Source organism: Tabrizicola sp. (genome assembly GCF_034366665.1).
Classification (GTDB): Bacteria; Pseudomonadota; Alphaproteobacteria; order Rhodobacterales; family Rhodobacteraceae; genus Tabrizicola.
Map to the genome: position 1 here is coordinate 1 of NZ_JAXMMF010000128.1, position 26,942 is coordinate 26,942.

The window sequence follows — 26,942 nt, forward strand, 5'->3', positions numbered from 1 at the left end:
CATGCTTGCGCAGGATCTTGGTCATGGCGTCGAGTGGGGCCTCGACCATCACAGAGAGCCGCAACGGGTCATGCGCCGGGGCTTCGCCGTCGTGGATGGTCTGGATCGGCAGCCCGGGGCGCAACAGGCCGCCGTTGCCCTCGACGACGCCGATCCCGCCAACCACGTTGTGGATCAGCTTGTTGCCCCCGCCAAACAGCTGCGGCGCGACGGTCGAGCCGTAGTATTGCAGGCTGATCCACGAGGCGACGACGACGGGCGCGGTCAGGATCAGCTCCAACGTGTCGAAGCCCTGGTCCGCCTGCCAGTCGTAGCTGTGCAGGAAGGCCCGGCCCTGCAGGTTGCGGCCCGCCGTGGCGCTGCGCGGGGCGGCGATGAAGGCGGCGCATCCGGCCAGGCCCCATTCGGGCCGCACCTCGGCCCAGTCGGCAGCGCGGCTGGCAAGGGCGTCGCCGGTCGCACCGGGAAGCCGCAGGGCGCGTTCGGCCCGGGCCAGGGTGCCAGCGGCGGCCAGCCAGCCTTCGGCCTGGGCAAGGTCGGTCGCATGGTCCGGGGCGGGCGTGTCGGGGTAGAGCGTGACCTTGTCGGTCACCGTGTCATGCAGGCCCGCGACGAAAAGCGTGTCCTCGGGCAGGTTTAGCCCCAAGGCAGGCAAGCCCGCACGGGTTTCGGGATCGTTCAGCAGGGATGCAAGCAGGCGGGACGAGACCTCGCCGGTCTGGCCGCAGCAGGCGCCGCAGTGATAGGCGCTTTCGTGCGGGTTGTTCGTCACCTGGGCACCGTGGCCGATCAGCAGGACCAGCCGGGCATGGCCCTCGGTCAGGCTCATCGCCCGCAGAACGGCGGCGGCGGTCTGGGCCTTGGCTTCGGCGGAAAGCCCGCCTTCGATCTGCGGCATCGGGCCGGGGGCCATGCCGTCGCCGCCAAGACCCAGGGCGTCACGCACCAGCTTGCCGCCATAGGCCGGACCTGCCGCCTCGACAAAGGCGAAGGACGAGACCGCCGCCTGCCGGAACCGGCCCCAGGCGCGCTTGGCGCGGGCCTTGATGCGGGTTTCGGCCTCCATCGCGTCGCTGCCGTGGCTGGTCGAGGTCAGCGCGGGGTTCAGAAGTGCCGGCAGATGCGCCTGCAGCTCGTCCGTGCCCGCGGGCCGGTGGGCGACGGGCAGGCCGAAGAAGCCGGCAAAGCCCAGCGTCTCGATCTGGTCGCCCTGACCCTCCAGCGCCCGGCGCAGGACCTCGGAGCGGACGTCGATGCAGAAGGCGGCTTGCAGGGCCGGGCGGCCAGAGCGGGTGGCCGGACCGGAGAGGAGGGTGGAAAGGGAGCGCTGGTGCGCACGCTCGGCCGCGTCCTGCAGGACGGCATCCAGCGCCTGATCGGGCGTGGGAAGCAGGGGTTCGGCGTGGGTCGTGACCGTGGCTTGCCAATCGGAGGCGATGGCGGGGTATTGGGCCAGCAGCGCCTCTTCCCAGACCAGCCGGATCGCCAGAAGGTCGGTCAGCGTGGCATCGGTGCCGCCTTTAAGTTCGGCCTGCCACAGCAGCCAGCGCGCATGCATCGGCCAGCCGCCAAGGTCGACAAGCAGCCGGTGGAAGGCGGTCTCGGCTGCCTCGGCCGTAAGGCCAAGCCGGTCGCCCGCCCGCAGGATGGCGCGCTCGGCGGTGTCGGGGGCCTGAGCCACATGGGCGCAGAAGCCGGTCAGCCCGGCGATTTCCGGGGTCAGGTCATGCGTCGCCCATTCCCGCCAGGCGGCGTAGGCACTGTGGCCGGGCCGCGGCGTCCACAGCGCCTGGCCCCGGTCGAAATAGCCTGCGGCCCAAAGGCCGAAGCTGCGGTCGATCACTGCGGGCCAGTCGGTTCCCTTCGCCCGGGCGGCAAGCTCTGCCACGGTGGGCAGGGCCTGCGGGGCAGGGGCGGGCGACAGCATCCGCGTCTTCGCCCAGGCCAGGTCGCGCGGCTTGACCGGCGAGGGCGAAGCGATCAGCGCGGCGGCAAGGTCGTCTTCGGTGATCGTGCCTGCTGTGACCCTGGCGGCAAGCTCCGCGCGGGGCTGGGTCAGGGCGACCCCTGCCACCCGCGCCAGCCGGGCCGAGGCCTGGGCCAGGTCCTGATGCGTCTGGCCAAGGAAGGGGTTCACGGCCACATTGGCGTCCAGCGGGAAGGCGGGCGGGATGGCGCGGGCGGCGGCCTCGGCGGCCTGCAGCAGGTGCGAGGCAAGCGCGGGGGCGATCTGGCTGTGCTTGAGGAACATCGGGGTCTCCATCGGATCAGGATTTCTCGGATCAGGATTTCGGGGCGGCCCGGAAGCCGCCGATCATGCGGTCCAGAAGCGCGTTCAGGTAAAGGCCGTTCGCCAGGTGCACGCGCAGCCCCGCGGTCGAGGGGTGGTGCGCCCAAAGCGGAAACAGCGCCTGGGCAAAGGCGACCAGGCCGAAGGACAGGACCGCCAGCACGATCAGCGCCCATTCCAGCGGCCCGGCGACGGGGGCGGCGGGCAGGGTGGGTCCCCAGACGGCCTGGGCAAGAACCTGGAAGGTGAAGTAGGCCAGCGCGGCCCCCAGCGAGGCGGCGACAGTGCGGCGCGTCAAGGCTCCGGGGGCGGCATCGGCCAGGCCCTGCGCGATCAGGTAGGACACGCCGAAGATCAGCATGGTGCCAAGCGCCAGCGCCTGCGCGGATTTCTCCCCCACCAGAGTCGAGAAACCGGCGGCGACGGCCACATAGAGCACCAGCGCCAGTGCGAAGGACCGCGCCACCGCCCCAAGGCCAGGTGCCGCGACCGGACCGGGTTTGCGGAGGGCGTTCACAGCCCGCACCGCCCCGCCCGAGGCGAGGAAGGCATGCGCCTTGTAAAGCGAGTGCGCGACGATGTGCAAAAGCGCCAGCGCCCACAGGCCAAGCCCACATTGCAGCAGCATGAAGCCCATCTGCGCCACCGTGGACCAGGCCAGCGCCGTCTTGACCGCGCTTTGCGTCAGCATGACCAGGGCCCCGAAGATCGCCGTCAGGCCTCCGATCACCACCAGCGCTGCCATGGCACCCGCGCTGTGCTGCACCAGACCGGAAAGCGTGATCAGAAGCACGCCGCCCGAGTTGATGATACCCGCATGAAGCAGCGCCGAGACTGGGGTCGGGGCCTCCATCACCTCGGTCAGCCAGCCGTGCAGCGGGAAGGCGGCGGTCTTCAGTGCGGCGGCCAGCACCAGAAGGGCGACGGCCAGTTGCGCCAATCCGGGCAGGGCCGGGGCAGTGGTCAGCGCGGCGATGTCGACCGTGCCAAGGCTGAGCCACAACAGGACCGAGGCCCCGATCAGCGCCACGTCGCCTGCAGCCCAGACCCGGGTGAACTTGGCGGCTGCCCGCTGTGCCTCGGGGCGGTCGGGGTAGAACAGCAGAAGCTGCCGCAGGATCAGCCCGGTTGCGACGAAGGACAGCACCAGAACCGGCAGGCTGGCCGCCTGGACCAGCAGCAGGACCACGGCGACAACGGCCAGTGACAGGCCGTGGAACCGACCCTCGCGCGCTTCGCCGTCCAGGTAACGGCGGGCATAGCGGGTGACGACCCAGCCGACGAAAGCCACCAGAAGCGCCAGCGTCACGCTGATCGCATCCAGCCGGACCAGCGCCAGGCCGCCCAGGGACAAGACCTGCGGGCCAGAGAGCCAGAGCTGGACCAAACCGGCAAGCCCCAGGGCCAGGGCGCCAAGTGCAGCCCCTTCGGCAACATGGGGCAGGCGGCCGGGGCGACGGCCGGGATGCAGGACGAAAGGCACAGCGGCGACCAGCAGGACAAGCGGTGCAAGCGCGATCAGGGGAAGGGTCAACATGGCATGCTCCATGACGGGATCTGCCCTGCGGTGTAGCGCTTGCAAAGATTTCAGAAAATTACATATATTTGGCTAAATCGTTCGCTTTGGTGGAACTATGGCCCAGCTGAACCTGCACCATCTTCGCCTGTTCCGGGCGGTCGCCAGTGATGGCACACTGACCGGTGCCGCGCGGGACCTGAACCTGTCGCAGTCGGCGTTGTCCACGCAGATCAAGGCGCTGGAGGCCTCGCTGGGGCAGGACCTTTTCGAGCGCCGGGGCAGGGGCCTGATCCTGACCGAGGCGGGGCGTATCGCGCTGGACCATGCCGAGGCGATCTTTCGCACCGCCGACGACCTGACCGCCACCTTGCGCGAAACCGGCCGGGCGCGCCGCGCCTTGCGGGTGGGCGCGCTGGCCACGCTGTCGCGCAACTTCCAGATGCAGTTCCTGCGGCCCCTCATCGCGCGGGCGGATGTCGAGGTGGTGCTTCGTTCCGGCTCGCAGGAGGAACTGCTTCGGGGGCTGGAAGCATTGGCGCTGGACGTGATCCTGACCAACGTCGCACCCGCGCGGGATGCGACGACGCATTGGCTGGTGCACCGGCTGGACGAACAGCCGGTCAGTTTGATCGGCACTCCGTCCCGGGTCGGCCCCAAGGCATCGTTGCGCGACCTTCTGGCCAGCCAGCCGCTGATCGTGCCAACGCGGGAGACCGGCCTGCGGGCGGCTTTCGATGCGCTGGCCGCGCGGTTGCAGGTCACCCCGATCTATGCCGCCGAGGTTGATGACATGGCGATGATCCGCCTTCTGGCCCGCGCCGACGCGGGTCTGGCGGTGATCCCTCCGATCGTCGTGCGAGACGAGTTGCAATCTGGCGCATTGGTCGAGGCCAGCCGCCTGGACGGCATCGGCGAGACCTTCTTCGCCGTGACCCGCGAGCGGCGCTTTCCCAATCCGCTCCTTGCGGATGTTCTGCCGGGATAGGGCGGGCCGGACGCCGACGCCCCCGCCAAAGGCCCCCGCGATGCGATATCCTTTGGTGTTGCGGCCGAACTGCGGCACCTTGCCTGTGGGAGAACTTGAGGGAGGACACCCATGCTGGATTCCATAGCGACTGATCATGTCTCGGCGTTCCTGTCAGACTTTGGCGCGGCCCTTGCGGCGGGCGACATCGACCGTGCCACGGCGATGTTTCAGGACGACTGTTATTGGCGCGACCTTGTGACCTTCACCTGGAACATCAAGACCGTCGAAGGCCGGGCCGAGGTGGCCGACATGCTGCGCCATCAGCTGGCCACGACCAAGCCGTCGCACTGGCGGATTGCCGAAGGGGAGACGGCGACCGAGGACGGGGGCGTGACGACCGCCTGGATCAGCTTTGAGACCGAGGTTGCGCGCGGCTATGGCCTGATCCGGCTGAAGGACGGCAAGATCTGGACGCTTCTGACCTCGATGGTGGAACTGAAAGGGCATGAGGAGCCGATGGGCTTTGACCGCCCGCTGGGTGCCAAGCACGGCGCAGACAAGCACCGCCCGTCATGGCTGGAAGAGCGCGAGGCCGAGGCGCGCGAGCTTGGCTATACCAAGCAGCCCTATGTCCTGATCATCGGAGGCGGGCAGGGTGGCATCGCGCTGGGGGCGCGACTGCGGCAGTTGGGCGTGCCCACGATCATCGTGGAAAAGAACGCCCGGCCCGGCGACAGCTGGCGCAACCGCTACAAGTCGCTGTGTCTGCATGACCCGGTCTGGTACGACCATCTGCCCTATCTGCCGTTCCCGCCGAACTGGCCGGTCTTTGCGCCCAAGGACAAGATCGGCGACTGGCTGGAAATGTACACGAAGATCATGGAGCTGAACTACTGGACGAAGACGACATGCAAGCATGCGTCCTACGATGAGGCCAAAGGCGAATGGACGGTCGTGGTCGACCGCGACGGGCAGGAAGTGACGCTGAAGCCAAAGCAGCTGGTGCTGGCCACCGGCATGTCGGCCAAGGCGAACATGCCGACCTACAAGGGGATGGAGCGGTTCAAGGGCGATCAGCACCATTCGTCGAAACACCCCGGCCCGGATGCCTACAAGGGCAAGCGGGCCGTGGTCATCGGGTCCAACAACTCGGCCCACGATATCTGTGCCGCGCTGTGGGAGAACGACGTCGATGTGACGATGGTGCAGCGGTCATCGACCCATATCGTGCGGTCCGACACGCTGATGGAGATCGGGCTTGGCGGGCTTTATTCGGAACAGGCGGTCCGGGGCGGCATGACCACCAACAAGGCGGACATGATCTTTGCCAGCCTGCCCTACCGCATCCTTCACGAGTTCCAGATCCCGCTGTACAACCAGATGCGCGAGAAGGACGCCGACTTCTACGCCGGGCTGGAAAAGGCCGGGTTCTGGCTGGACTGGGGCGACGATGGCTCGGGTCTCTTCATGAAATACCTGCGGCGGGGGTCGGGGTATTACATCGACGTGGGCGCCAGCCAGCTGATCATCGACGGCAAGATCAAGCTGGCGCATGGCAATGTGCGCGAGATCACCGAGGATGCCGTCGTGCTGGAGGATGGCACGGTGCTGCCCGCCGATGTGATCGTCTATGCCACGGGCTATGGATCAATGAACGGCTGGGCGGCTGACCTGATCGGCCGCGATGTGGCCGACAAGGTGGGCAAGTGCTGGGGCCTTGGGTCGGACACGACCAAGGACCCTGGCCCTTGGGTGGGCGAGCAGCGCAACATGTGGAAGCCGACCAGGCAGGAAGGGTTGTGGTTCCACGGCGGCAACTTGCACCAGTCGCGGCATTATTCGCAGTTCCTGTCCCTGCAGCTGAAGGCGCGGATGGAGGGGATCGCGACCCCGGTCTACGGCATCCCCGAGACCCACCTTCTCAGCTGATCCGACACCGGCCCCCATGCCTTTTGGCGTGGGGGCAACACTTTGGCGGGCGCTTGCCATCCCGGCGCAGGGTCAACCGCCTTGGCCTGTGAACCGCATCATGGCAGCGATGGACCAAGCCTGACCGCAACGCCCAAGGCCGTTCCGCGCACCGCCCGAAATCGCGCCACGACCCCCTCTGCGTCGCCCAATCCATTGGCAGCTTTGGCCGCAGACGGGGAATGCAATCGCGGACACGACACCGGCCAGATGAATTCTTGACGGAATCAGTGGTGCGTGTATCGTTGGGGTTGTGGCGCTTGATCTCAATGGCGAGAGAGCCGCACTCTCACAATACTCATACCGAACTGGCCGGATGGCAACGTTGCCCCAAGCGCTGATGCGCATGGGGTTTGTTTGCTTTGGAGATGCAAGTGGGTAAGACAGCTGTTCCCCTGGGGCTGATGTTCTCGCAAGAGGGCCCCTATGCAGCCGTCGGCGCGACCATGTTGCGCGGGGCGCAGCTTGCGGTCAGCGAAATTGCCTCGGACCCGGCCTATGGCTTCGGGTTTGATGTGCATACCGTTGATCCTGGCGGCCGGAATGATCGCTATGTGGCAGGCGCGCAGGCGTTGCTGGCGGTGCCCGGCCTGACCCATGTGGTCGGGTGCTACACGTCCTCCAGCCGCAAGGAAGTGCTTCCGGTGTTCGAAAAGCTGGACGCGGTGCTGTGGTATCCGTCGCATTACGAAGGCTTCGAGACAAGTGAGAACATCGTCTACACCGGTGCTGCCCCAAACCAGCACGTCGTGCCGCTGACCCATTACATCCTGTCCGAAGGCGGGCGGCGGGCCTTCATGGTCGGGTCCAACTATATCTGGGCCTGGGAAAACAACCGCATCATGCGCGAGATCCTTGGCCGCAACGGCGGGCAGGTGCTGGGCGAGCGCTACCTGCCGGTGGACGAGCTTGACGTCGACGAGACCGTCGATCTGATCCTGCGGCATCGCCCGGATTTCATCTTCTCCACCCTGATCGGCGAGTCGGCCTACAGCTTCATTCGCTGTCTGCGCCGCAAGTGCAGCGAGGCCGGTCTGGACCAGCCCCGCGATCTGCCAGTGCTCAGCTGCAGTCTGGCCGAATTCGAACTGCCCCTGATCGGCGATGCCTGCGACGGCCATATCTCGTCCAGCGTCTATTTCTCGTCCGTCGAGACCGAAGCCAACGCCCGGTTTCTTGCTGCCTGGGCGCGGCAATATCCGGACGCAGGCCCGACCTCGGCCGACGCCGAGGCCAGCTATATCGCCGTTCACATGCTGGCCCGTGCCATCCAGCGCGCAGGAAGCGCGGACCCGAAGGCCGTCCTTGCGGCACTGAACTCGGTTTCGTTCGAGGCGCCTCAGGGCTCGGTGCAGATCGACCCCGACAACCGCCACTGCTTCCTTTGGCCCCGCATCGGGCGGTCGCGCCTCGATGGGACGTTCGAGATCCTGCACAGCAGCAACAGGCTGGTCCAGCCCGATCCCTATCTGGTCTGGGAGCCTTTGGCGCTTGCAACCCTGTCGGGCGAAAAGACGCTGCGGGTGGTGTCATGACCTCGCAGATCCGGTCGAACTTTCGCGGCGCACGGGCCTGGGTGGCCCTGCCTGACGACCAGAACCGCGAGATTCTTGTGCGCACACTTGACCGCCTGGGCCTGTCGGTTTCAGAACGCGGCCCCGACGCCACCGACTTTGTCGCAGGCCAGCAGGATGTGGTCTTTGTCGACGCCGATCAGGACTTCATGGTGCTGGATTCGGACGTACCCCACATCGCCCTGATCGGGATGGAGGCCCCAAGCCGTCTGGCCCGCGTGGTGCGTCACCGGGCGGCATCGGTGCTGATGAAGCCGCTGCGCGCGACGGGCATCTTCACGGCGCTGTTCCTGGCTTTCAACGAACACGCCATCCGCCAACGCGAGCTGATGGAGCGTGACAACCTTGCCCGCCGCGCCGAGGGGCGTCGGGTTGTGATCAAGGCCATCCTCAAGATCATGCGGGACGACGATGTCTCGGATGATGAGGCCTATCGAAGGATGCGCCTGGCCAGCATGGCCAAACGCATCTCGATAGAAGAATTCGCGGCCGAAATTCTGGTCGCGTCAACGTCCTCCATGCGTCTCGCCGGCACAGCAGCGCATGAGCGGAAAACCAGAAAACCATAACAAGGAGGTCTACTATGCCCAGTGGAAGTCAGTTCGTAAAGGCCATGCGCCTTGGGGTGGCCACTGCCGCCCTGACGGCGTCGGTCGGCATGGCGCAGGACGCCATCAAGATCGGCGTGCTTGAAGATCAGTCGGGCGATTTCGCCGCGGCAACGATGGTCAAAGTCAATGCGATCACGCTGGCCGCCGAGGAGATCAACGCGGCCGGGGGCATCGGTGGCCGCCCGATCGAGCTGGTGGTCTATGACACCCAGTCCGACAACACCCGCTACCAGGAGTTCATGCGCCGCGTGCTGCAAAGCGACCAGGTGGATGTGGTCTTCGCCGGGTTCTCGTCCGCCTCGCGCGAAGCCTACCGCCCCATCGTCAACCAGTTCGACGGTCTGGCCTTCTACAACAACCAGTACGAAGGCGGTGTCTGCGACGCCAACATGATCGTCACGGGCGCGGTGCCGGAACAGCAGTTCTCGACCCTTATCCCCTGGATGATGGAAAAGTACGGCAAGAACGTCTACACGCTGGCCGCCGACTACAACTTTGGCCAGATCTCGGCCGAATGGGTGCGCCAGATTGTGGAAGAGAACGGCGGCACGATGGTGGGCGAAGAGTTCATCCCACTGGGCGTGTCGCAGTTCGGCCAGTCGATCCAGAACATCCAGGCCGCCAAGCCCGGCTTCGTGGTGACCCTGCTCGTGGGCGCTGCACAGGCGTCCTATTACGAACAGGCGGCAGCCGCCAACGTGAACCTGCCGATGGCATCATCGGTCAACGTGGGCCAGGGGTATGAGCACAAGCGCTTCACGCCCCCCAGCCTGAAGGACATGTACGTCACCACCAACTTCATCGAGGAAGTCGACACTCCGGCTGCCAAGGCCTTTGTCGAGAAGTTCCGCGCCCGGTTCCCGGATGAACCCTACATCAACCAGGAAGCCGCGAACTCGTACATCGCGATGAACCTCTACAAGCTGATGGTGGAACGCGCCGGGACGACCGACCATGCGGCCCTGCGCGCCGAGATCGCCAAGGGGGACGTGTGCTTTGACGGGCCGTCGGGCAAGGTTTGCCTCGACCCGAAAAGCCAGCACATGTCGCATACGATCTTCCTGGCGCATGTGAACGCGGATCACTCGATCGACTTCCCGACCGTCTGGGAGAACATCGCGCCCTACTGGCTGGGCGATGCCGGCTGCGATCTGACCAAGAACGACCCCAGCGCGCAGTACACCCCGTCCAGCCCTCCGCCGAAGGAATAAGGCTCGGACCTTCCGGGGGCGGATGCGCCCCCGGTTCCTTCCCCACATGACGCGGCGCGGGCGCTGCGGACATCGACAAGGAGACGGCAGTGTTGTCGACGATGTTCTCGTTCCTCTTCCAGTTCGGCGACGCCTTTGCCTTCCTGGTGATCGCGTCGATGGGGCTTGCCATCATCTTCGGGATGATGGGGGTCATCAACCTTGCGCATGGTGAGTTCATCATGTGCGGGGCCTACACGACCGTCAGCCTTGCCCAACTGGGCCTGCCCTTGCCCCTGGCCATTCTGGGCGGGTCGCTGACGGCAGGCGTGATCGGGATGGTGCTGGAGCGGACGATCATCCGCCACCTCTACCATCGACCGCTGGATTCCATCGTCGCCACATGGGGGCTCAGCATGATCGCGACGCAGGGCGTGCTGATCGTGCTGGGGTCCACCATGCAGGGCGTCGGCACGCCGCTGGGCAGCTTTACCGTCGGCGGGTTTTCCTATTCCACCTACCGCGTGGTGCTGATGGGCATCGCGGTCCTGCTGCTGGTCAGCCTTTACCTCTTCTTCTACCACACCCGCGCCGGGGTGATCGCTCGGGCGACGATCCAGCTGCCGCGCATGGCGCAGGCGACCGGGGTGGATACTGGCAAGGTCTACACGCTGACCTTCGGGCTTGGCGCGGCACTGGCCGGGCTGGCAGGCGGGCTTTATGCCCCGACGATGACCCTGGTTCCGACGATGGGCGCGACCTTCATGGTCGAAAGCTTTGTCACCGTGGTGATCGGCGGCGGCGACATCTTCCTTGGGGCGGCTCCGGCGGCAGCCATCCTGGCCGTGATCCGGTCAGGCATGACCGCATGGCAGGGCCAGCTTTTCGGCCAGATCGGCCTTCTGATTACCGTCATCATCGTCATCCGGCTGCTGCCGGGCGGGCTTTCGGGCTGGATCCTCGGGGGACGCAAATGACCGGGCCGGTGGTGAAATCCGGGCCAGGCCCGTCACTGATCGACGCAACGCCAAGACAGCAGCGCAACACGCTGGCGCTGTGGCTGTCGCGGCTGGAGGGGCCGCAGACCCTGGGGCGGGGCAGGGGGTTCTGGCTGACCCTGGGATTGGCCGTCCTGGCCGCGGTGATCTATCCGCTGTTCGTCGATGGCTGGACCGTGGGCAATACCGCGTATTTCCTGGTCTGGACCTTCATGGCGATGGGGCTTGGGGTGATCTGGGGCTATGCCGGATCGCTGTCCTTTGGCCAGACCGCCTTCTTCGGGCTGGCGGGCTATGGCTACGGGGTCCTGACGCTGAACTTCGGCGCGGCCTACGGGTTTACCCTGCTGGCGCTCCTGCTTTCCGTCGGCCTCGCGGTCCTCCTGGCGCTGGTGCTGGGCTACTTCATGTTCTACGGCCGCGTGCAGGGCGTGTTCATCGGCATCGTCACACTGTCGGTCACGCTGGTGTTCCAGGCCTTCATGGCGCAGACCGCCGGGCCGGAATGGGCCATCGGCGCCGCGCGTCTGAACGGGTTCAACGGCATGTCCGGCATGCCGCCTTTGACCATCCCCTGGCCTGGGGGCGACGTGCTCCTCTATGCCGACATCGCGCTGTACTACGTGCTACTGGGCCTGATGCTGGTGGTCTACCTCGGCCTCCGGATGCTTCTGAACGCGCCCTTCGGCAACGTCCTGGTCGCCATCCGCGAAAACCCCGAGCGGGCCGAGATGCTGGGCTATGACGTGCGCCGCTATCAGCTGCTGGGCTTTGTCCTGGGCGGGGCCTTGGCGGGCCTGTCGGGCGTGCTTTACACCGCCTGGGGCCAGTACATCACCCCCAGTTCCATGAGCATCACGGCCGCCGCGCTGCCGGTGATCTGGGTGGCTTTCGGCGGGCGCAAGGATGTGACGGCCACGCTGATCGGCACGCTGGTGATGATCTTCCTTTACCAGTGGCTGACCATCTACGGCAGCCAGTATGCCATCGTGGTGATGGGGGTGATCCTGGTCCTGACGGTGCTTTTCGCCCCCGAAGGGATCGTGCTGTCACTGATGCGCTGGATTTCCGCCCGCCTGACATCTGCGGGAGGCCGGTCATGATCCTGCAGACAAAGGGCCTGAACAAACGCTTTGGCGGTGTGCATGTCGCGCGCAACATCGACTTCGGCATCGAGCCCGGCGAAATCCACTGCCTGATCGGGCCGAACGGTGCGGGGAAATCCTCGCTTTTCCGGCTGATCCTTGGGGCGCACCGGCCGGACAGCGGCAGCATCCTCTTCAAGGATGAAGACGTCACCCGCCTGCCCTCCTTCGCCCGCATCCGCAAGGGGATGAGCGTCAAGTTCCAGGTGCCCGGCATCTTCAAGGACCTCAGCGTGCGGCAGAACCTGGTGATTTCGTTCCAGCACCATCTGCACGGCCATGATCTTGAGGCGACGATCCAGCGTGTGCTGGCCTTTGCCGGGTTGGAGGGGCTGGAGGAAAAGGCCGCAGGCACCCTGTCGCACGGTCGTCAGCAATGGCTGGAAATCGGCATGGCGGTCGGGGTGGAACCGTCGCTGCTGCTGCTGGACGAACCGACGGCGGGGATGTCGCCGGAAGAAACCCGCCAGACCGGGGAAATGCTGCGCAGCCTGAACGCGCAAGGCGTGACCATCCTGGCGGTCGAGCATGACATGTCCTTCGTGCAGCAGATCGCCGACCGGGTGACCGTGCTGCACTTCGGCGAGATCTTTGCGCAAGGCTCGGTGGCAGAGATCATCTCGCACCCCGGCGTGGCTGACATCTACCTGGGGGCGTCCGATGAGTGACATGCTGAAGGTCACCGATCTGCGCGCAGGATATGGCGGCGAGCCGGTGCTGCAGGGTGTCTCCCTGCGCGTCGGCAAGGGCGAGATCGTCGCCGTCATCGGCCGCAACGGGGTGGGCAAAAGCACGCTGATGCGCACGCTGATCGGGCTCTTGCCGGTCGGGGCGGGCCAGATCGAATTTGCCGGAAGCGTGGTGAACAAGGTCACCGCCCAGGCCCGCGCCCGGATGGGGATCGGCTACATCCCGCAGGGCCGCGACGTGTTCCCGCGCCTGACTGTGCGGGAAAACCTGCTGGTCGGCGAAACCGCGCGGCGCGGCGGCACCCCGGATTACGACAAGGTCTATGAGTTCTTCCCGATCCTGAAAGAGCGCGCCCGCCAGGCCGCAGGCACTCTGTCCGGTGGGCAGCAACAGCAGCTTGCCATCGGGCGGGCCATGCTGGGCGGCCCCGATCTGATGCTGCTGGACGAGCCGTCCGAGGGTATTCAGCCTTCAATCGTCAAGGACATCGCCCGCAACATCAAGCGGCTGAACGCGGAAACCGGGCTGACGGTGCTGTTCGTCGAACAGAACCTCGACCTGATCGTCAACCTCGCCCAGCGCGGCTTTGTCATCGACAAGGGCCGCATCATTGCCGAGGTCGGCCCCGAGGAGATCAAGGATCGGGAGAAGGTGAAGAAATGGCTGGCACTCTAGGAACATCGCATCAGAAGGGAGACTGGGCATGAGCTGGTTTGATGCCTCGGTAATGACGAAAAAGGGCGTGGCACAGGGGAGGCCCGGCAAGAGCCACTTCATCGGGATCAAGGATCAGGGCACGTTCCATTACGTCTACGGCCCCTATGCCAAACCCGTGCTGGAGGTTGAGCCGGGCGCCGTGGTGACGGTGGAAACCCACGACGCCTTCGAGGGCAAGATCACCTCGGAAAGCGACCGGCCGTCCGAGATCCTGAATTTTCCCTTCCTGAACCCGCAGACCGGCCCGATCTTCGTGCGCGGTGCCGAGAAGGGGGATTGCCTGGCGGTCAGGATCATCTCGATCAAGCCGCGCGGGCCGCAGCCGGTGGGCACGACCTGCCTTCTGCCAGAATTCGGCGGGCTGGTGGCAACGGGTCAGACCGCCATGCTGAACGCGCCCCTGCCGGAAAAGGTCAAGAAGGTCCGCCTGGACGAAGACGGGGTCTACTGGTCCGACACCATCACCCTGCCATACGAGCCGTTCATCGGCACCATCGGCACCAGCCCCGAGATCGAGGCGATTTCCTCCCTCGTCCCGGACTACTACGGCGGCAACATGGACCTGCCCGACGTCGGGCCTGGGGCGATCATCTATCTGCCGGTCAACATCGCGGGGGCGCTTCTGTATCTGGGCGATTGCCATGCCATTCAGGGCGACGGCGAACTCTGCGGCGTCGCGATGGAAATGCCCGCCACGGTCCAGTTGCAGGTCGACCTCATCAAGGGCCACACCATCGGCTGGCCGCGGCTTGAAACCGAGACCACCATCATGACCATCGGCAGCGCCCGCCCGCTGGAAGATGCCGCACGCATCGCCTACCGCGAGTTGGTACGCTGGATCGATCAGGAAACCGGGATGGGGCAGGACGAGGCCTACATGCTCTTGACGATGGCCGGCAAGGCCCGGCTGGGCAACATGGTGGACCCGAAATACACCATCGGGACCGGGATCGCGAAGAAGTACATCGGGCTGTAACCGTCGCAACATGCGGCCCTGGCGGGTGACCCTCGCCAGGGCGCCGGGGCCTCAAGCGCAAGGCTTGCTGCGCGAAAGCACCGCCCTAGGTTCAAGTCAAAGAACAAACACATCAGGGGGATGACCATGCCGGATGGCAGCAACACACCGTCACGCCGCAGCATCGTGGTGTCGGAATTCACCAACAGCGTGCTCGACCCGGATGCCCCGATGCTGGGCCCGGTGGAAAACGGCGGCACCATCATCGCGAACACCGCGCCTGGCTGCTGGGGGCCGATGATCACGCCCGCCCTGCGCGGCGGGCATGAGGTGACGCGCCCGGTCTACGTCGAGGGGGCCGAGGTCGGCGACGGTGTCGCCATCCGCATCCGCGATATCACCGTCACGTCGATTGCCACGGCCTCGGGACATGATTCCTCGCCCGAGGGCTTTTGCCTCGGCGACCCCTATGTGGCGGGGCGCTGCCCGGTCTGCGATACGGTCTGGCCGGAAACCCATGTCGAGGGGATCGGCCAGCAGGCCGTGAAGTGCAACACATGCGGCAATCCCGTCACCCCCTTTGCCATCGTGCATGGCTACACCGTCACCTTCGACGAAAGCCGCTCGGTCGGCCTGACGCTGCCACAGGCTGCGGCCGAAACCATCGCGCGGGATGCCAACCACTATTCCGCCCTGCCGGACCAAAGCCGCCAGCACTCGATCCTGACCTTCGCGCCGTCGGACATGCCCGGCACGCTGGTACGGATGCGCCCCTTCATGGGCCAGCTTGGCACCTGCCCGTCGATGGCGATGCCCGACAGCCACAACGCGGGCGATTTCGGGTCCTTCCTGGTCGGCGCGCCGCATGAATACGCCATCACCGCCGAGCAGCTGGCCCAGCACAAGACCGACGGCCACATGGACATCGACGCCGTGCGCGCGGGCGCGATCCTCGTTTGCCCGGTCAAGGTCCGGGGTGCGGGGGTCTACCTTGGCGACATGCACGCGGGTCAGGGCGACGGCGAGATTGCCGGGCACACGATGGATGTCGCGGGCAGCGTGACGCTCCAGATCGAGGTGGTGAAGAACTACCCGCTGGACGGCCCCGTCCTCTTCCCGCTGGAAGAGGACCTGCCGCCGATGGCCCGGCCCTTCACGGCTGCCGAAAAGGCCAAGGGCCAACGGCTGGCCGCGAAATGGGGGGTGGCCGAGATTGAACCACTGGCGCCCATCAGCGTGATCGGCACGGCCGCGAACCTGAACCTGGCCATCGAGAACGGCCTCGCGCGCGCGGCCAAGCTGTTGGGGATCACGGTGGCAGAGGTGCGCAACCGCGCCACAGTGAACGGCGCGATCGAGATCGGGCGCGCACCGGGTGTCATCCAGGTGACATTCCTTGCGCCGCTGGCGAGGCTTGATGCCGTGGGTCTGGGCGACTACGCACGCGAGCAGTACGGCCTGTGAGGTAGGGCCAGCCTTCGTGGGAAAACCGGACCAACGGGCCCGCGCGCAAGCGCCGCGGGCCTAGGCCTCTTCCTGATCCTCGTGCCGTCACCTTCGCCGCAATCGCCCGCAGCGGATGTGCGGCCTTAAGCGCGCACATCCGCGTGCCCTTGTCACTCAACAGGCGGGACCACAGGCTTCCGACCCAGCCGCGTGACATCGGCGAAGAGCAGTTCCGCGCGAAGAGCCTAGACCCTCTTGGTCTCGACCTTTTCGGCCACGTCATCCATCAGCCCGCCAATACCGCCGTCGAAGTTCAGGCCAATCTCTTCGCCGAGCTTTTTCATTGTCGGCAGTTGCAGCGCAGCCCCCAGCATAGCGTCGAAGGCCTGGTTGACCGGCGACTTCGGGCCGTCCCCGCCCATCGGCGAAGCGGCAGCCCCCAGACCGCTGATCTGGTTGATGCGGATGGAGTCGATCTTCTCGGCGGGCTTGACCATTTCAGCGATGATCCTTGGCATGGCCTCAAGCCGCGCAAGCGACACGCGCATCGCCACAATATCTTCGGACAAGGCGTTTTCGGACTGAGCCAGCGCGGCCCGTCCTTCCGCCTCGGCCAGGAGGTCGGCCTTCTTTGCCTCGGCCTGGATCATTATCGCATCAGCCTCACCCTGGGCTTCTTCCCGGCGGGCGGCGGCACGGTCTTCAGCGGCGGCGCGCTCGGCGCTGGCCGACAGGCGCAGCCGCGTCGCCTCCCGCTCGGCGTCCTGCGTGGCTTCGATGAGGGCAATCTGCTTGGTCCGCTCGGCGATTGCGACAGTCCGCGCCGTCTCGATCGCTTCGGCTGCCTTCATCGCTTCGGCGCGGGCTGTGTCCGCCGATGCGCGCGCGCGGCTTTCCTCTTCCGATTTCATGGCGATGGCGACCTGGCGGTCCTGGTTCGCGACCTCGATCTCACGTTCCTTGGTGATCTGTGCTTCCTCGATGGCACGGGCGCGCATGATCTCTGCGGCCTTGATCTCTTGCTCGCGCAGGATGCGCGCACGTTCCTTTTCCGACTCGGCAGTCTCTCTGGAACGGGCGATTTCGCTATCCTGCGCTGCCTTCAGCAACTCGATCTCCTGGACGCGCGCGATACGCTCCATCTCTTCATCGCGGGCGATCTGCAGCTTCAGCTTCTCTGCCTCCATCACGGACCGCCGCACAGACACATCTGCTTCGGCATCAATCGCCGCACGTTCCTTTTTCGATTTGGCAATCACCTCGGCCAGCTTGCGCATGCCGACCGCGTTGAAGGCGTTGTTTTCATCCAGCGCATCGAACGGGGTCTGATCCAGCGCAGTCAGCGACACGCTTTCCAGCTCCAGCCCGTTCTTGAGCAAGTCATTCGACACCGCATTCTGCACTTCCTGGACAAAGCTGGTCCGGTTTTCGTGCAGCTCGTCCATCGTCATGCGCGCGGCGACCGCGCGCAGGCCGTCGATCAGTTTGCCCTCGATCATTTCACGCAACTGATCGACGTTGAAGGTCTTGGCACCCAGCGTCTGTGCTGCCCGAGAGATGCCGTCCTCGGTGCCTTGAACCGAGACGTAGAATTCGGACCCCACATCAACCCGCATCCGGTCCTTGGTGATCAAAGCCGCTTCACCGACCCGCTTGACCTCCAGCCGGAGCGTTTTCATGTTCACCGGGCTGATCTCGTGCAGAAGCGGGATGACAATGGCGCCGCCGTCCATGATGACGCGCTTGCCCCCGGCACCGGTCTTCACAAGGCTGACCTCGCGTGTGGCGCGCTTGTAAAGGCGGGCCAGGATCAGGCCCACCAACAGGAAGAAGCCAAGGATTGCGCCAATCAGAATCGCAAAGGTCTCAAGGGTCATGGTACAGCCTTCCGGGTCAGGGGGTGAAGTCAGCTAGAAGGAAAGTGGGACGATCCCGAGGCTCCACCCCGTCGCGGTGCGTTGGCGAAGCAGCAGAACCTCCGTGCCCTCGGGCACCACGTCAGCGCTGCGAACGGGTTCACACCGGACATGATGCGTGTTGCCGTGGCGGTCGCGCACCCGCACCTCGGCCGGAACGCCTTGCCGGGCCGTGCCTTGGGTGACCACGCCGCGCAGGCCGCCCATGAACTGGGCGCTGGTGGCCGTCGTTTCCACCTTCGGCAGAAGGCGCGACAGGACACGACCGAACCCACGGGCAAATCCAATCCCGACAATCCCGGCAGGCACAGCCGCAAAGGCAGCAGGAAGTGGCGCCCCCGCAAGGGTTGTCGCGACCGACTGCAAAGCAATACCCGAGACGCCGAACCCTGTCAGAACTGCAGCAAGCCAGATGGCGAACGGTACGCGCCCAAGGCCCAACAGGGCAAGCGCCCCTCCTTCGGCTTCTGGGGGCGCGGTCTCGACCGGCACGGCTTGGCTGGCCGCGATCAGCGTCGGAATGTCGGGCTCGGCCCCTGCTGGCAGGTCGAATGTGGCGTCAACGGCATCGACGACGTCGGGCGCGCCATCCGACATCATGCTCGCCCCCAGAAGGAGGGCGACCAGCTCGATGGCAAGCAATCCCGCCAATAGCCCCAAGGCGACGGTAAACGCCTGGAACGGACCACTCAGAAGAACCTGGAACACCGTCACTCCTGCCGAAAGCTGATGAAGGATACCGAAAGCAAACCCTCACGCAAGGGAGCAATGGTTAATCATCCGGGGCACCACATGAGGTCGGCAGACCCGCAAGGCAGCATGGCGAACAGGACCTTCGCTGCCGCGCAGAGAGCTTGAGACGTTGATCCGGAAGAAACTCCCTGACCGCAGCATCCTTCGTCGGGGCAACCGCGGTCGAAAGGGCATCGGCAGGTTCATCCGTGCAACCGTCCAGCACTGTCTCGCGGCTGCGGGCGACCCACCACGGCTGGTCCGTGCGGACCCGGCCCGCCGGCATGGCGTCCAGTTCTGCGCGGGCTTGCAGAAGGTCGCCCAGCTTTGCCAGGACGATTGCCCGTCCAACTCTTGCGCCCAGGCTTTCGGACTGTGACACCAGCAGATCGTAAAGCATGTGCAGCGCGCGAAGGTTCAGCCGCCCCGCGATCGGACGCTGGACATGGACAGACTGGATGGCCGCCTCGCATTGGTAGCGCCCGAATCTGCCCGCGCGCGCGGCCCCCGTCAGCAGGGCTTCCGCCTCGATGCTCTGGTCCTTGTCCCACAGCCGGGCATCCTGTCGGTCCAGTGACACGAAGCGACCTGCCGCATCCAGGCCCGCCTTTCTGCGTGCGGTGCAGGACAGCATCGGGGCGAGAAGTCCCTTCGGCTCTGGCTCTTCGGGCATCTGGCCTGCGACCAGCCACGCCAGCCAGATCGCCTTGCCAGTCAGGACATCGGGGGCATCCGGGGCATCCCGTCAGTCCCAGCCATGACCAAAGGCCGCATAGATCGCGTCAAGCACAGCCTCCAGCCGTTCGGGCAGGTCCTCTGGCTTCGGAACGAAGAAGCGCGAGCCTGCATCGCGGATGCGGGCCCTGGCGCGGACCAGCTGCTGCGACAGAGTGGCGGGTTCGAAAAGGAATGCGCGCGATGGTCGTGGCATCAATCCCGAGAACAGTCTGCAGGATCAGCGGTGTGCGCGCGGCAGGGGCGATGGCCGGATGGGCAAAGACAATCATCAAGGTCAGCCGACTGTCGCCGATGGCGTCCTCCGCGTCCGGCAGTTCCGATCGCCGGATCAGTTCGGATTCCGTGGCCTGGTGTGTCAGGCTTGCCCAGAGCGTGTTCTTCTGCCGGTTGCGGGCCGCTGTGATCAGCCGGGCAACGGGATTGTCAGGCACGCCACGTTTAGGCCAGGTCCGCACACACGGCATCTTCGGCCGCACCAATGTCGCGGTTGCGGGAAGCCAGGATCGGGACCAGCCGCCCAGAACTGCTGCGGTCCACCCGTTCGGCGGCCCGCCCGGCATCCAAAGGGTCCGGCCCGCCGGTCCTTCACCGGGCGCGAGCATCGGTGGAAGCACGGGACGCGCTTCGACCAAGGCGCCAAGCGCCGACGGGGTGCGCGCCGCCCAGTCAAGGGCTGCATCAGGTCGGCCACTTCGATCACGAAGTACCCGCCCAGCCGTTCCTTGGTGTCGGCGAAGGGGCCGTCCTTGACCTCGCGCTTGCCGTCGCGGATGCGCAGCGTCGTGACCGCAGGGGACCCTGCAGCCCGTCGCCTTTCACGATGATGCCCGCCTGCGCCATACCCCCACAAAGGCGGTCCAGCTGCCCCACGGCTCGCCCGCCTGCGCCGGGTCGTTGCGGCGGGCAAAGTCTTCGGCGGTCTCGTCTAGGATCAGCATGAACTGCAGGGGGTGTCCTCCTGTGTGTCGGGATATATCGCGGATGGGCAAGAAGGCCTTTCGCCATCGCGGCACTGTGGCGGCTGATGGCGAAAAGGTCGGCGGCGATGACCACGACCTTGGCCAAGATGATGACTTGTGGCGCGCCCACTGCAGCAAGGACTTCGTGGACCACATCACCGGTCCATAAGGCGACATAGGCCACCAGAGAGGCGCCAAGGACCGGCATCGCTCTTGTCCTGCACAGCAGCATCAGCACACCGCCCGCAAGCCCGCCGAAGACCCTGATCGGCCGTCAGGCCAGATGCGATCAGGCTGTCCGCCGTTGCCGTGGCCAAGCCCGCGAACTGGACCGCGCCAAAGAGGTTCCAGGCAATGCCGCCCGGACTTGCGGCACTTGGCCAGACGGGCGCGCGGGATGATGGGTCGTTCAGCGTATCTGTGTGGACATGGTGCCTTCGGTCTGTGCGAAGCATCCGCGGTGGAGGCTTCTGACAGCATGACACATGGGACCCGCGATTTTGGACAGACACGGGAATCTCTTCAAGGCCGACGCCGTCTTTCGTGACCAGCGGGGACGAAGTGGAAGTTGACCCTGGCGGGTCACGCTTTTGGCGTAGCCCCGGGGCGCGGCGGCCTGTCAGCCTTGATCTGGTCTGGACAGGCCCAGGATCACACGCGCCTGATCAGGCGTTGCCACAGGGCGATCATGCCGGTCGCAGATATCGACGACCCTGCGGACCAGAGCCGCATTTGACGGCGCCAGCCGGGATCGGTCGAGGCGGACGTTATCCTCCAGTCCCGTCCGGGCATGGCCGCCAGCGGCGACGGACCATTCGTTCAGCGTGATCTGGTGCGGCCCGATCCCCGCCGCGCACCACTCTGATCCGGGCAGAAGGCGTTCGACCGTGCGGACATAGTAATCGAAGACGTCGCGATCAGCCGGCATGGCGTTCTTCACGCCCATCACGAACTGGACATAAGCCGGCGCTTTCAGCCGGCCGTCGCGCTGCATCGCGGCGGCCTGGTGGATGTGGGAGAGGTCGAAGCACTCGATCTCGGGCTTGATGTCGTAGGTCAGCATTTCCGAGGCAAGCCAGTCGACAAGGTCCGGCGGGTTTTCGTAGACGCGGGTCGGAAAGTTGTTCGACCCGACCGAAAGCGACGCCATGTCGGGCCGAAGGGGCAGCATCCCGCCCCGCGCCTTGCCCGCGCCCGAGCGGCCTCCGGTCGAGAACTGGATGATCATGCCAGGGCAGTGCTTTTGCACGCCCTCTTTCAGACGGGCGAACTTTTCGGGGTCTGCGGAGGGCGTCTCGTCGTCGTTCCTGACATGGGCGTGGACGATGGTGGCCCCGGCCTCGAAGGCCTCATGCGTGGACTCCACCTGTTCCGACACGGTGATCGGCACGGCAGGGTTGTCGGCCTTTTTCGGCAGGGAGCCGGTGATGGCGACGCAGATGATGCAGGGCTTGCTCATGCGGGGGCCAGGATGAAGTCGTGTTCCACAAGAAAGAAGGGTCTGTCGAAACCTGACTTCGCGATCTCGGCGGGGTCGGTGATCTTCTGGAAGCTGGCCAGCAGGCTTTCCTTCACGCCGAAGACCGCGTCCGAGGTGATGTAGGGATCGTCGGGGTCGAAGATGTGGGTCACCAGGCGGGCATGGGCCGGGGCTTCGATGATGTAGTGGAGATGCGCGGGGCGGAAGGGGTGGCGGCCGAGGGCTTTCAGCAGTTGGCCCACGGGGCCGTCGTCGGGGATCGGGTAGAATTTGGGCTTCACTCCCTTGAACCAGTAGCTGCCGTCCGGCCCGGTGCGGAAGACGCCGCGCAGGTTGAAGTCGGGCTGGATGCCCTTTTGCTGGACGTCGTAGAAGCCTTCGTCGTTGGCCTGCCAGACGTCGATCTTGGCGTTGGCAAGGGGTGTGCCGTCGGTGGAGCGGATCGTGCCGCGGACCAGCATCGGGTCGCCCTTCTGGTCAAGGCAGATGTCCGATCCCATCGGCAATTCCGGTGCGTCGGCGACGTGGAAGGGGCCGAGGACGGTGGATTCCGACGCGCCGGAGGGTTTGCGGTTGTTGATCGCGTCGACCAGCATCGAGACGCCGGTCACGTCGGAGAGAAGGATGAATTCCTGCCGCCAGTCGGTGCACATGTGGCCGGTGGCGGTCAGGAACTTGATCGCTTCGAACCACTCGGCCTCGGTTGGTTCGATTTCCTTCACGGCAGCGTGGAGGTGGCGGGTGAGGATTGCCATGACTTCGGCAAGCCGGGCGTTCGACGCCTTGGCGTTGCGGGAGATGACGACCTCGGCAGAGGTCGCTTCGGTAAAGAACCCTTGTTCGGTCATGTCAGTGCCCCAGGATTGCGCGGAGAGTGCGGGTGAGGTCGGCCTCGGCGGTGGGTGATGCGGTCTGGCTGCGCCAGGCGACGTGCTGGTCCGGGCGGACAAGGAGGCAGCCGCCGTCCTTGATGTCGCGCACCTTGTGCCAGTCGCCGACGTGGTCTTCAAAGTCGGCACGGGGTCCGATGGTGATGGCGCGGACGGGCAGGTTCAGGGCCTTGGCGGCAGCTTCGGCGGCCTTGACCCAAGCCTCGCCACCGATGCCGGTGATCAGGGTGAACTTGCCTTTGCCGCAGAGGTCGAGGGTGGAGTGCTTCTTGCCGTTCCGGTCGTAGACCCAGGCGTGGGGCAAGCGCGCGCCCGGCGTGGTGGTGGGGTGGTAGTAAAGCTCCATGTTCTCGCCCACCGGCGCGGTTGTGCCGTCGCTGACCACGGCCCCGGAGGCGTAGCGCTGGTTCATCTCGACCCCGTGGCAGTCGAACTCGTAGCGTTTGAAGTCGATGGCTTTGCGCAGCGCCTCGCGTTGGGCTTCGCCTGCCGGGGTGGCGTCGCAGCGGGCGGCCATCGAAGCCTCGATCCGGTCGTGATCGACGCCGCCGTCCATGCCGAGGGCTTCGAAGATCGGTCCGAACTCGGCGATCGACTGGTTGGCGCGGGTGACGATCTGGCGGGCGATGGGCGCGCGTTCGGTGGAGTAGCTGTCGAGGAGTTTGGGCGTTGCCTGGCCTTTGAGGACGGCGGCGAGTTTCCAGGCGAGGTTGAAGGCGTCCTGGATCGAGGTGTTGGAGCCAAGGCCGTTTGACGGCGGGTGCCGGTGGGCCGCGTCGCCCATGATGAAGACGCGGTCCTTCTGCATGTGAGTGGCGAAACAGTTGTTCACCGTCCAGGTGTTGGCCGAAATCAGGTCGATCTCAAGGTCCGGCACGCCCACCAGCTGCCGGGCGACCTGGGTTGCCATCGCCTCGTCGACCACGGGGGCGGGCTGGTTGATGTCGTAGCCCCAGACGATCAGCCATTCGTTCCAGGGGCGGACCATGCGGACAAGGCCCATGCCGATGCCGCCGACGTCGGCGCCGGGCTGCATGACCCAGTAAAGGACGGATGGGCGGTGGGCGACGTAACGCGACAGGTCGGCGCGGAAGAGGATGTTCATCGACCCGCCGACGCCCATCTTGCCTTCGAAGGGGAGGCCCGCGTGTTCGGCCACAAGGGAGTTCCCGCCGTCCGCGCCGACAAGGTATTTCGAGCGGATCGTCAGGTCCTTGCCCGTCAGGCGGTCGCGGCAGGTGGTGGTGACGCCCTCGGCATCCTGAACGTGGCTGAGGTATTCGGTGGACATGCGCGGCTGCGCGCCACGCGAGCAGGCGGTCTTGAAGAGGATCGGCTCCATGAAGGTCTGGGGCAGGTCGTTCATCTCGCAGGGGGAAGCGCGCAGGTGGCGGGCTTTGGATTCGGGGCTGGTGCCCCAGGATTGCATCCGGCCCAGTTCCTCACCGGCGAGGGAGACGCAGAAGACGTTGTTGCCCATCAGGTGTTGCGGGGCGGCGTGGAGCATCGCCTCGGCTTCGACCTCGGGGCCAAGGTCGCGGAGGACCTCCATCGTGCGCTGGTTGGTGATGTGGGCGCGGGGCGTGTTGGCAAGCCAGCGGTAGCGGTTCACCACAAGGGTCTCGACGCCGGAGGAGGCCAGGAGTGCGGCGGTGGCGGACCCGGCGGGGCCGGTGCCGATGATGAGAACGTCAGTGGTGATGTCGGCGGTCATTTTGTGCTCCCAAGGGTCAGGGGCCGCCCGGTCGGTGCCGGGCGGACTTTGGTCAATCAGGCCGGAATCCAGCCGTAGCGGGCGGTGTCTTTCCCGGCGTAGTCGGGATCGAGATAGATGAAGAGTCGGGTGATCTTGCCGTCCTTCACGGTAAAGCAGTCGCACCAGCGGCCTGCGCCCCATTTCGGGCTGTCGGCCATCCAGGGGCCGTCGCGGTGCTGGCCTTCGGAGGTGCCTTCGACGGCGAAACTGTCGCTGCCGTTCATGTGCCAGGTGAAGCCGTCGTAGTGATGCTTGATCGCCTTCAGTGTGCCGCCGACGTCGGTGAACATCTGGATGACCTCTGCCTTGCCCCTGGCGACACCCCATTTCGGGAAGAAGACTTCGGCATCGTCGGAGAAGTGATCAAAGAGGCCGAGGCCGGTGGTGGGCGACACGCCGCCCGCATCGAGGGATTTCAGGTAGCTGATCGCGATGGCCTTGCGGTCGTCGTCGGTCATGTCGGGCTCCTTTCGTCGGTGAGGATGAGGCGGCGCTGGACGGGGAAGAGGGAAAGGCCGGTGCGGTCGTGGATCAGGCCCCAGAGACCGCGCGGGGCAAAGAGCATGGTGGCGATGGCGAGAAGGCCGAGGGCGAGGAGATACCAGCTGCCATAATCGGCGAAGGCGGTCTGCAGGCCCCAGAAGACGAGGACGCCGAGGATCGGGCCTTCGAGCCTGCCTATCCCGCCGATGACGGCGATGAAGATGACGTAGGCGGTCCAGTTGGTGACGGAGAAGGCCGCGTCGGGCGAGACGCGGGCGGTCTGGACGTAGATCAGCGCCCCGACAAGGCCGGTCATCGTGGCGGCGGACAGAAAGACCAGCCATTTGACGCGGGCGGCATCGACGCCGACGGATCGCGCGGCGTTGTCGTTGTCGCGCACGGCCGCAAGGGCGAGCCCGGTGCGCGAGCGCAGGAGTGCATAGATCGCGGCCATCGTGCCAACAGCAAGCGCGAGGGCGAGCCAGTAGGCGAGGACATCGCGGGCGGCGGCGTCCCTGAGGCCGAAGAGGCTCGCGATGGCCTCGACCCCTATGATGTCCGAAGTCGCCTCGCGTGGGAGCGAGGTGCCGGTGCCGCCGCCGAGGGTCTTCCACTGGGCGATGAGAAGGCGCGTGACCTCGGCGATGACCCAGGTGCCGATGGCGAAGTAGGCCCCCGCGAGGCGGAAGGCGAAAAAGGCCATCGGGATGGCGAGGAGGAAGGCGGCGGCTCCGCCGAGGAGGATGGCGGGGACGGGGTCCCAGCCCCAGAGGATGACGCCTGCGAACATCGCGTAGGCTCCGATCCCGACGAAGGCCTGTTGGCCAACGCTGACCATGCCGCCGAACCCCGCGATCAGGTTCCAGAGCTGGGCGAGGGTCAGCATGGTCAGGATGAAGAACAGGTCCTGGATCAGACTGCGCGAGGCGAAGGCGGGGAGGATGAGGCCAAGCGCGATCAGCGCAAGGGCGGCAATGCCGGCGAAGGTCGAGGCGCGGGTGCGGGTGGTGACGGTGTGCGGCATCAGTCCACCGCCCTTGGGAACAGGCCACGCGGGCGGATCAGGAGGACGATCAGGAAGGCGATATGCCCGGCCAGGATCTGCCATTCCGGGTTGATCTGCGCGCCGAAGGTCTGGGCGACGCCGATGATGGCTCCGCCAGCCAGGGTGCCCCACAATGACCCCAGGCCGCCGATGATCACGGCCTGGAAGGCATAGAGGAGGCGCGCGGGGCCGATGGACGGATCGAAGTTCGAGCGCATCCCCAGGTAAAGCGCGGCGACGGTGACGATGACCATCGCAAGGCCGGTTGCGATGGCGAAGACGGATTTCGGGTTCAGACCCATCAGGCTGGCGGTGGTCGGGTCGTCCGAGACGGCGCGGAAGGCGCGGCCGAGGGCGGTGGAGTAGAAGATCCGGTTCAGGAGGAAGATCGCGGCAACCGCGCTGGCGAAAGTGAGGAGCGGGAGGGTGCCGACAGTGACCGGGCCGAGGTCGATGGAGGCGCTTTCAAGGGCTCCGACCGACAGGCGCTGGCTGTCGGCGCTGAAGACCTCCAGCATCCCGTTCTGAAGTGCGACCGAAAGGCCGAAGGTCACAAGAAGGGGTGGCAGAATGTCCTTGCCGAGGACCCGGTTCAAGACGAAGCGTTGCAGCGCCCAGCCCGCAGCGAACATCAGCGGGGCGGCGATGAGGGCCGCGAGGAAGGGGTTAAGTCCCAGGGTGGCGGTGATGAGCAGTATTGCGAAAGCCGCGAAGACGATGAGGTCGCCGTGGGCGAGGTTGACCAGCCGCATGATGCCGAAGACGAGGCTGAGGCCTGCAGCGAAAAGGGCATAAAGCCCGCCGAGGAGGATGCCCTGAACGAGGACGTCAAGCCAGATCATCGGGCGCCTCGTGGGTCGGGACGGTTATTGA

The 26,942-nt window shown here is 65.8% G+C and carries 26 protein-coding genes; 12 read left to right on the top strand and 14 right to left on the bottom strand.

The annotated features are described in order from the left end of the window. Both U1E69_RS18535 and U1E69_RS18540 read right to left on the bottom strand, forming a co-directional pair. A partial coding sequence (locus U1E69_RS18535) for a DUF2309 domain-containing protein (RefSeq protein ID WP_322245899.1) occupies positions 1 to 2,251 on the bottom strand: 2,251 nt, incomplete at its 3' end. 31 nt (positions 2,252 to 2,282) lie between these two features. Next, positions 2,283 to 3,827 (bottom strand): proton-conducting transporter membrane subunit, encoded by a 1,545-nt coding sequence (locus U1E69_RS18540; protein WP_322245900.1) that lies wholly within the window; start codon positions 3,825 to 3,827, stop codon positions 2,283 to 2,285. Positions 3,828 to 3,924: 97 nt separating this feature from the next. On the opposite strand from U1E69_RS18540, the gene U1E69_RS18545 reads away from it, so the two are divergent. The 11 genes from U1E69_RS18545 (at position 3,925) to U1E69_RS18595 (ending at position 16,088) form a co-directional block, all read left to right on the top strand. Continuing rightward, positions 3,925 to 4,794, top strand: coding sequence for a LysR family transcriptional regulator (locus U1E69_RS18545; RefSeq protein WP_322245901.1), 870 nt, complete (start codon positions 3,925 to 3,927; stop codon positions 4,792 to 4,794). Positions 4,795 to 4,905: 111 nt separating this feature from the next. Beyond that, positions 4,906 to 6,705 carry an NAD(P)/FAD-dependent oxidoreductase gene (locus U1E69_RS18550; protein ID WP_322245902.1) on the top strand — a complete coding sequence of 600 codons (1,800 nt, stop codon included), beginning with the start codon at positions 4,906 to 4,908 and terminating at the stop codon, positions 6,703 to 6,705. Between the two features lie 407 nt (positions 6,706 to 7,112). Next, on the top strand, positions 7,113 to 8,279 hold the full coding sequence (locus U1E69_RS18555) for a transporter substrate-binding domain-containing protein (RefSeq protein ID WP_322245903.1): 1,167 nt from the start codon (positions 7,113 to 7,115) through the stop codon (positions 8,277 to 8,279). Further along, the gene (locus U1E69_RS18560) at positions 8,276 to 8,887 is read left to right on the top strand and encodes an ANTAR domain-containing response regulator (RefSeq protein WP_322245904.1); all 612 of its coding nucleotides are present in this window, start codon (positions 8,276 to 8,278) and stop codon (positions 8,885 to 8,887) included. Before U1E69_RS18555 ends, U1E69_RS18560 begins: the two co-directional genes overlap by 4 nt. Positions 8,888 to 8,901: 14 nt before the next feature. Then, complete coding sequence (locus U1E69_RS18565) at positions 8,902 to 10,140, top strand: urea ABC transporter substrate-binding protein (protein WP_322245905.1); 1,239 nt, start codon at positions 8,902 to 8,904, stop codon at positions 10,138 to 10,140. An 89-nt stretch (positions 10,141 to 10,229) separates the two neighbouring features. Continuing rightward, positions 10,230 to 11,096 carry an ABC transporter permease subunit gene (locus U1E69_RS18570; RefSeq protein ID WP_322245906.1) on the top strand — a complete coding sequence of 289 codons (867 nt, stop codon included), beginning with the start codon at positions 10,230 to 10,232 and terminating at the stop codon, positions 11,094 to 11,096. Continuing rightward, on the top strand, positions 11,093 to 12,220 hold the full coding sequence (locus U1E69_RS18575; RefSeq protein WP_322245907.1) for an ABC transporter permease subunit: 1,128 nt from the start codon (positions 11,093 to 11,095) through the stop codon (positions 12,218 to 12,220). The genes U1E69_RS18570 and U1E69_RS18575 overlap by 4 nt, the downstream gene beginning before the upstream one ends. Then, on the top strand, positions 12,217 to 12,930 hold the full coding sequence (locus tag U1E69_RS18580; RefSeq protein ID WP_322245908.1) for an ABC transporter ATP-binding protein: 714 nt from the start codon (positions 12,217 to 12,219) through the stop codon (positions 12,928 to 12,930). The genes U1E69_RS18575 and U1E69_RS18580 overlap by 4 nt, the downstream gene beginning before the upstream one ends. Beyond that, complete coding sequence (locus U1E69_RS18585; protein ID WP_322245909.1) at positions 12,923 to 13,627, top strand: ABC transporter ATP-binding protein; 705 nt, start codon at positions 12,923 to 12,925, stop codon at positions 13,625 to 13,627. Before U1E69_RS18580 ends, U1E69_RS18585 begins: the two co-directional genes overlap by 8 nt. Before the next feature lie 28 nt (positions 13,628 to 13,655). After that, positions 13,656 to 14,645 (top strand): acetamidase/formamidase family protein, encoded by a 990-nt coding sequence (locus U1E69_RS18590; RefSeq protein WP_322245910.1) that lies wholly within the window; start codon positions 13,656 to 13,658, stop codon positions 14,643 to 14,645. A 126-nt stretch (positions 14,646 to 14,771) separates the two neighbouring features. Beyond that, the gene (locus tag U1E69_RS18595; RefSeq protein WP_322245911.1) at positions 14,772 to 16,088 is read left to right on the top strand and encodes an acetamidase/formamidase family protein; all 1,317 of its coding nucleotides are present in this window, start codon (positions 14,772 to 14,774) and stop codon (positions 16,086 to 16,088) included. A 227-nt stretch (positions 16,089 to 16,315) separates the two neighbouring features. Here U1E69_RS18595 and U1E69_RS18600 read toward each other — a convergent pair whose 3' ends face one another. The 6 genes from U1E69_RS18600 to U1E69_RS18625 form a co-directional block, all read right to left on the bottom strand. Beyond that, positions 16,316 to 17,947 carry a flotillin family protein gene (locus U1E69_RS18600; protein ID WP_322245912.1) on the bottom strand — a complete coding sequence of 544 codons (1,632 nt, stop codon included), beginning with the start codon at positions 17,945 to 17,947 and terminating at the stop codon, positions 16,316 to 16,318. Positions 17,948 to 17,980: 33 nt separating this feature from the next. After that, positions 17,981 to 18,694, bottom strand: coding sequence for an OB-fold-containig protein (locus U1E69_RS18605; protein ID WP_322245913.1), 714 nt, complete (start codon positions 18,692 to 18,694; stop codon positions 17,981 to 17,983). 64 nt (positions 18,695 to 18,758) lie between these two features. Beyond that, positions 18,759 to 19,436, bottom strand: coding sequence for a DUF6596 domain-containing protein (locus tag U1E69_RS18610; RefSeq protein ID WP_322245932.1), 678 nt, complete (start codon positions 19,434 to 19,436; stop codon positions 18,759 to 18,761). Between the two features lie 27 nt (positions 19,437 to 19,463). Continuing rightward, positions 19,464 to 19,649 (bottom strand): hypothetical protein, encoded by a 186-nt coding sequence (locus tag U1E69_RS18615; protein WP_322245914.1) that lies wholly within the window; start codon positions 19,647 to 19,649, stop codon positions 19,464 to 19,466. A 210-nt stretch (positions 19,650 to 19,859) separates the two neighbouring features. Continuing rightward, positions 19,860 to 20,306, bottom strand: coding sequence for a YciI family protein (locus tag U1E69_RS18620; RefSeq protein ID WP_322245915.1), 447 nt, complete (start codon positions 20,304 to 20,306; stop codon positions 19,860 to 19,862). Next, on the bottom strand, positions 20,272 to 20,394 hold the full coding sequence (locus tag U1E69_RS18625; RefSeq protein WP_322245933.1) for a hypothetical protein: 123 nt from the start codon (positions 20,392 to 20,394) through the stop codon (positions 20,272 to 20,274). Before U1E69_RS18625 ends, U1E69_RS18620 begins: the two co-directional genes overlap by 35 nt. A 43-nt stretch (positions 20,395 to 20,437) precedes the next feature. On the opposite strand from U1E69_RS18625, the gene U1E69_RS18630 reads away from it, so the two are divergent. Continuing rightward, complete coding sequence (locus U1E69_RS18630; RefSeq protein ID WP_322245916.1) at positions 20,438 to 20,584, top strand: hypothetical protein; 147 nt, start codon at positions 20,438 to 20,440, stop codon at positions 20,582 to 20,584. Positions 20,585 to 21,034: 450 nt separating this feature from the next. On the opposite strand, the gene U1E69_RS18635 is transcribed toward U1E69_RS18630, so the two are convergent. The 6 genes from U1E69_RS18635 to U1E69_RS18660 are packed head-to-tail and all read right to left on the bottom strand — an operon-like array spanning position 21,035 to position 26,911. After that, positions 21,035 to 21,874, bottom strand: coding sequence for a 3-keto-5-aminohexanoate cleavage protein (locus U1E69_RS18635; protein WP_322245917.1), 840 nt, complete (start codon positions 21,872 to 21,874; stop codon positions 21,035 to 21,037). Next, entirely contained in the window at positions 21,871 to 22,743 is an 873-nt protein-coding gene (locus U1E69_RS18640; protein ID WP_322245918.1) for an intradiol ring-cleavage dioxygenase, read from the bottom strand. Before U1E69_RS18640 ends, U1E69_RS18635 begins: the two co-directional genes overlap by 4 nt. 1 nt (position 22,744) lies before the next feature. Next, positions 22,745 to 24,499, bottom strand: a complete 1,755-nt coding sequence (locus U1E69_RS18645) for an FAD-dependent monooxygenase (protein ID WP_322245919.1) — start codon at positions 24,497 to 24,499, stop codon at positions 22,745 to 22,747. A gap of 56 nt (positions 24,500 to 24,555) precedes the next feature. Beyond that, the gene (locus tag U1E69_RS18650; RefSeq protein ID WP_322245920.1) at positions 24,556 to 24,999 is read right to left on the bottom strand and encodes a nuclear transport factor 2 family protein; all 444 of its coding nucleotides are present in this window, start codon (positions 24,997 to 24,999) and stop codon (positions 24,556 to 24,558) included. Beyond that, the gene (locus U1E69_RS18655) at positions 24,996 to 26,048 is read right to left on the bottom strand and encodes a branched-chain amino acid ABC transporter permease (protein WP_322245921.1); all 1,053 of its coding nucleotides are present in this window, start codon (positions 26,046 to 26,048) and stop codon (positions 24,996 to 24,998) included. Before U1E69_RS18655 ends, U1E69_RS18650 begins: the two co-directional genes overlap by 4 nt. After that, positions 26,048 to 26,911 (bottom strand): branched-chain amino acid ABC transporter permease, encoded by an 864-nt coding sequence (locus U1E69_RS18660; RefSeq protein ID WP_322245922.1) that lies wholly within the window; start codon positions 26,909 to 26,911, stop codon positions 26,048 to 26,050. Before U1E69_RS18660 ends, U1E69_RS18655 begins: the two co-directional genes overlap by 1 nt. Between the last annotated feature and the right edge of the window lie 31 nt (positions 26,912 to 26,942).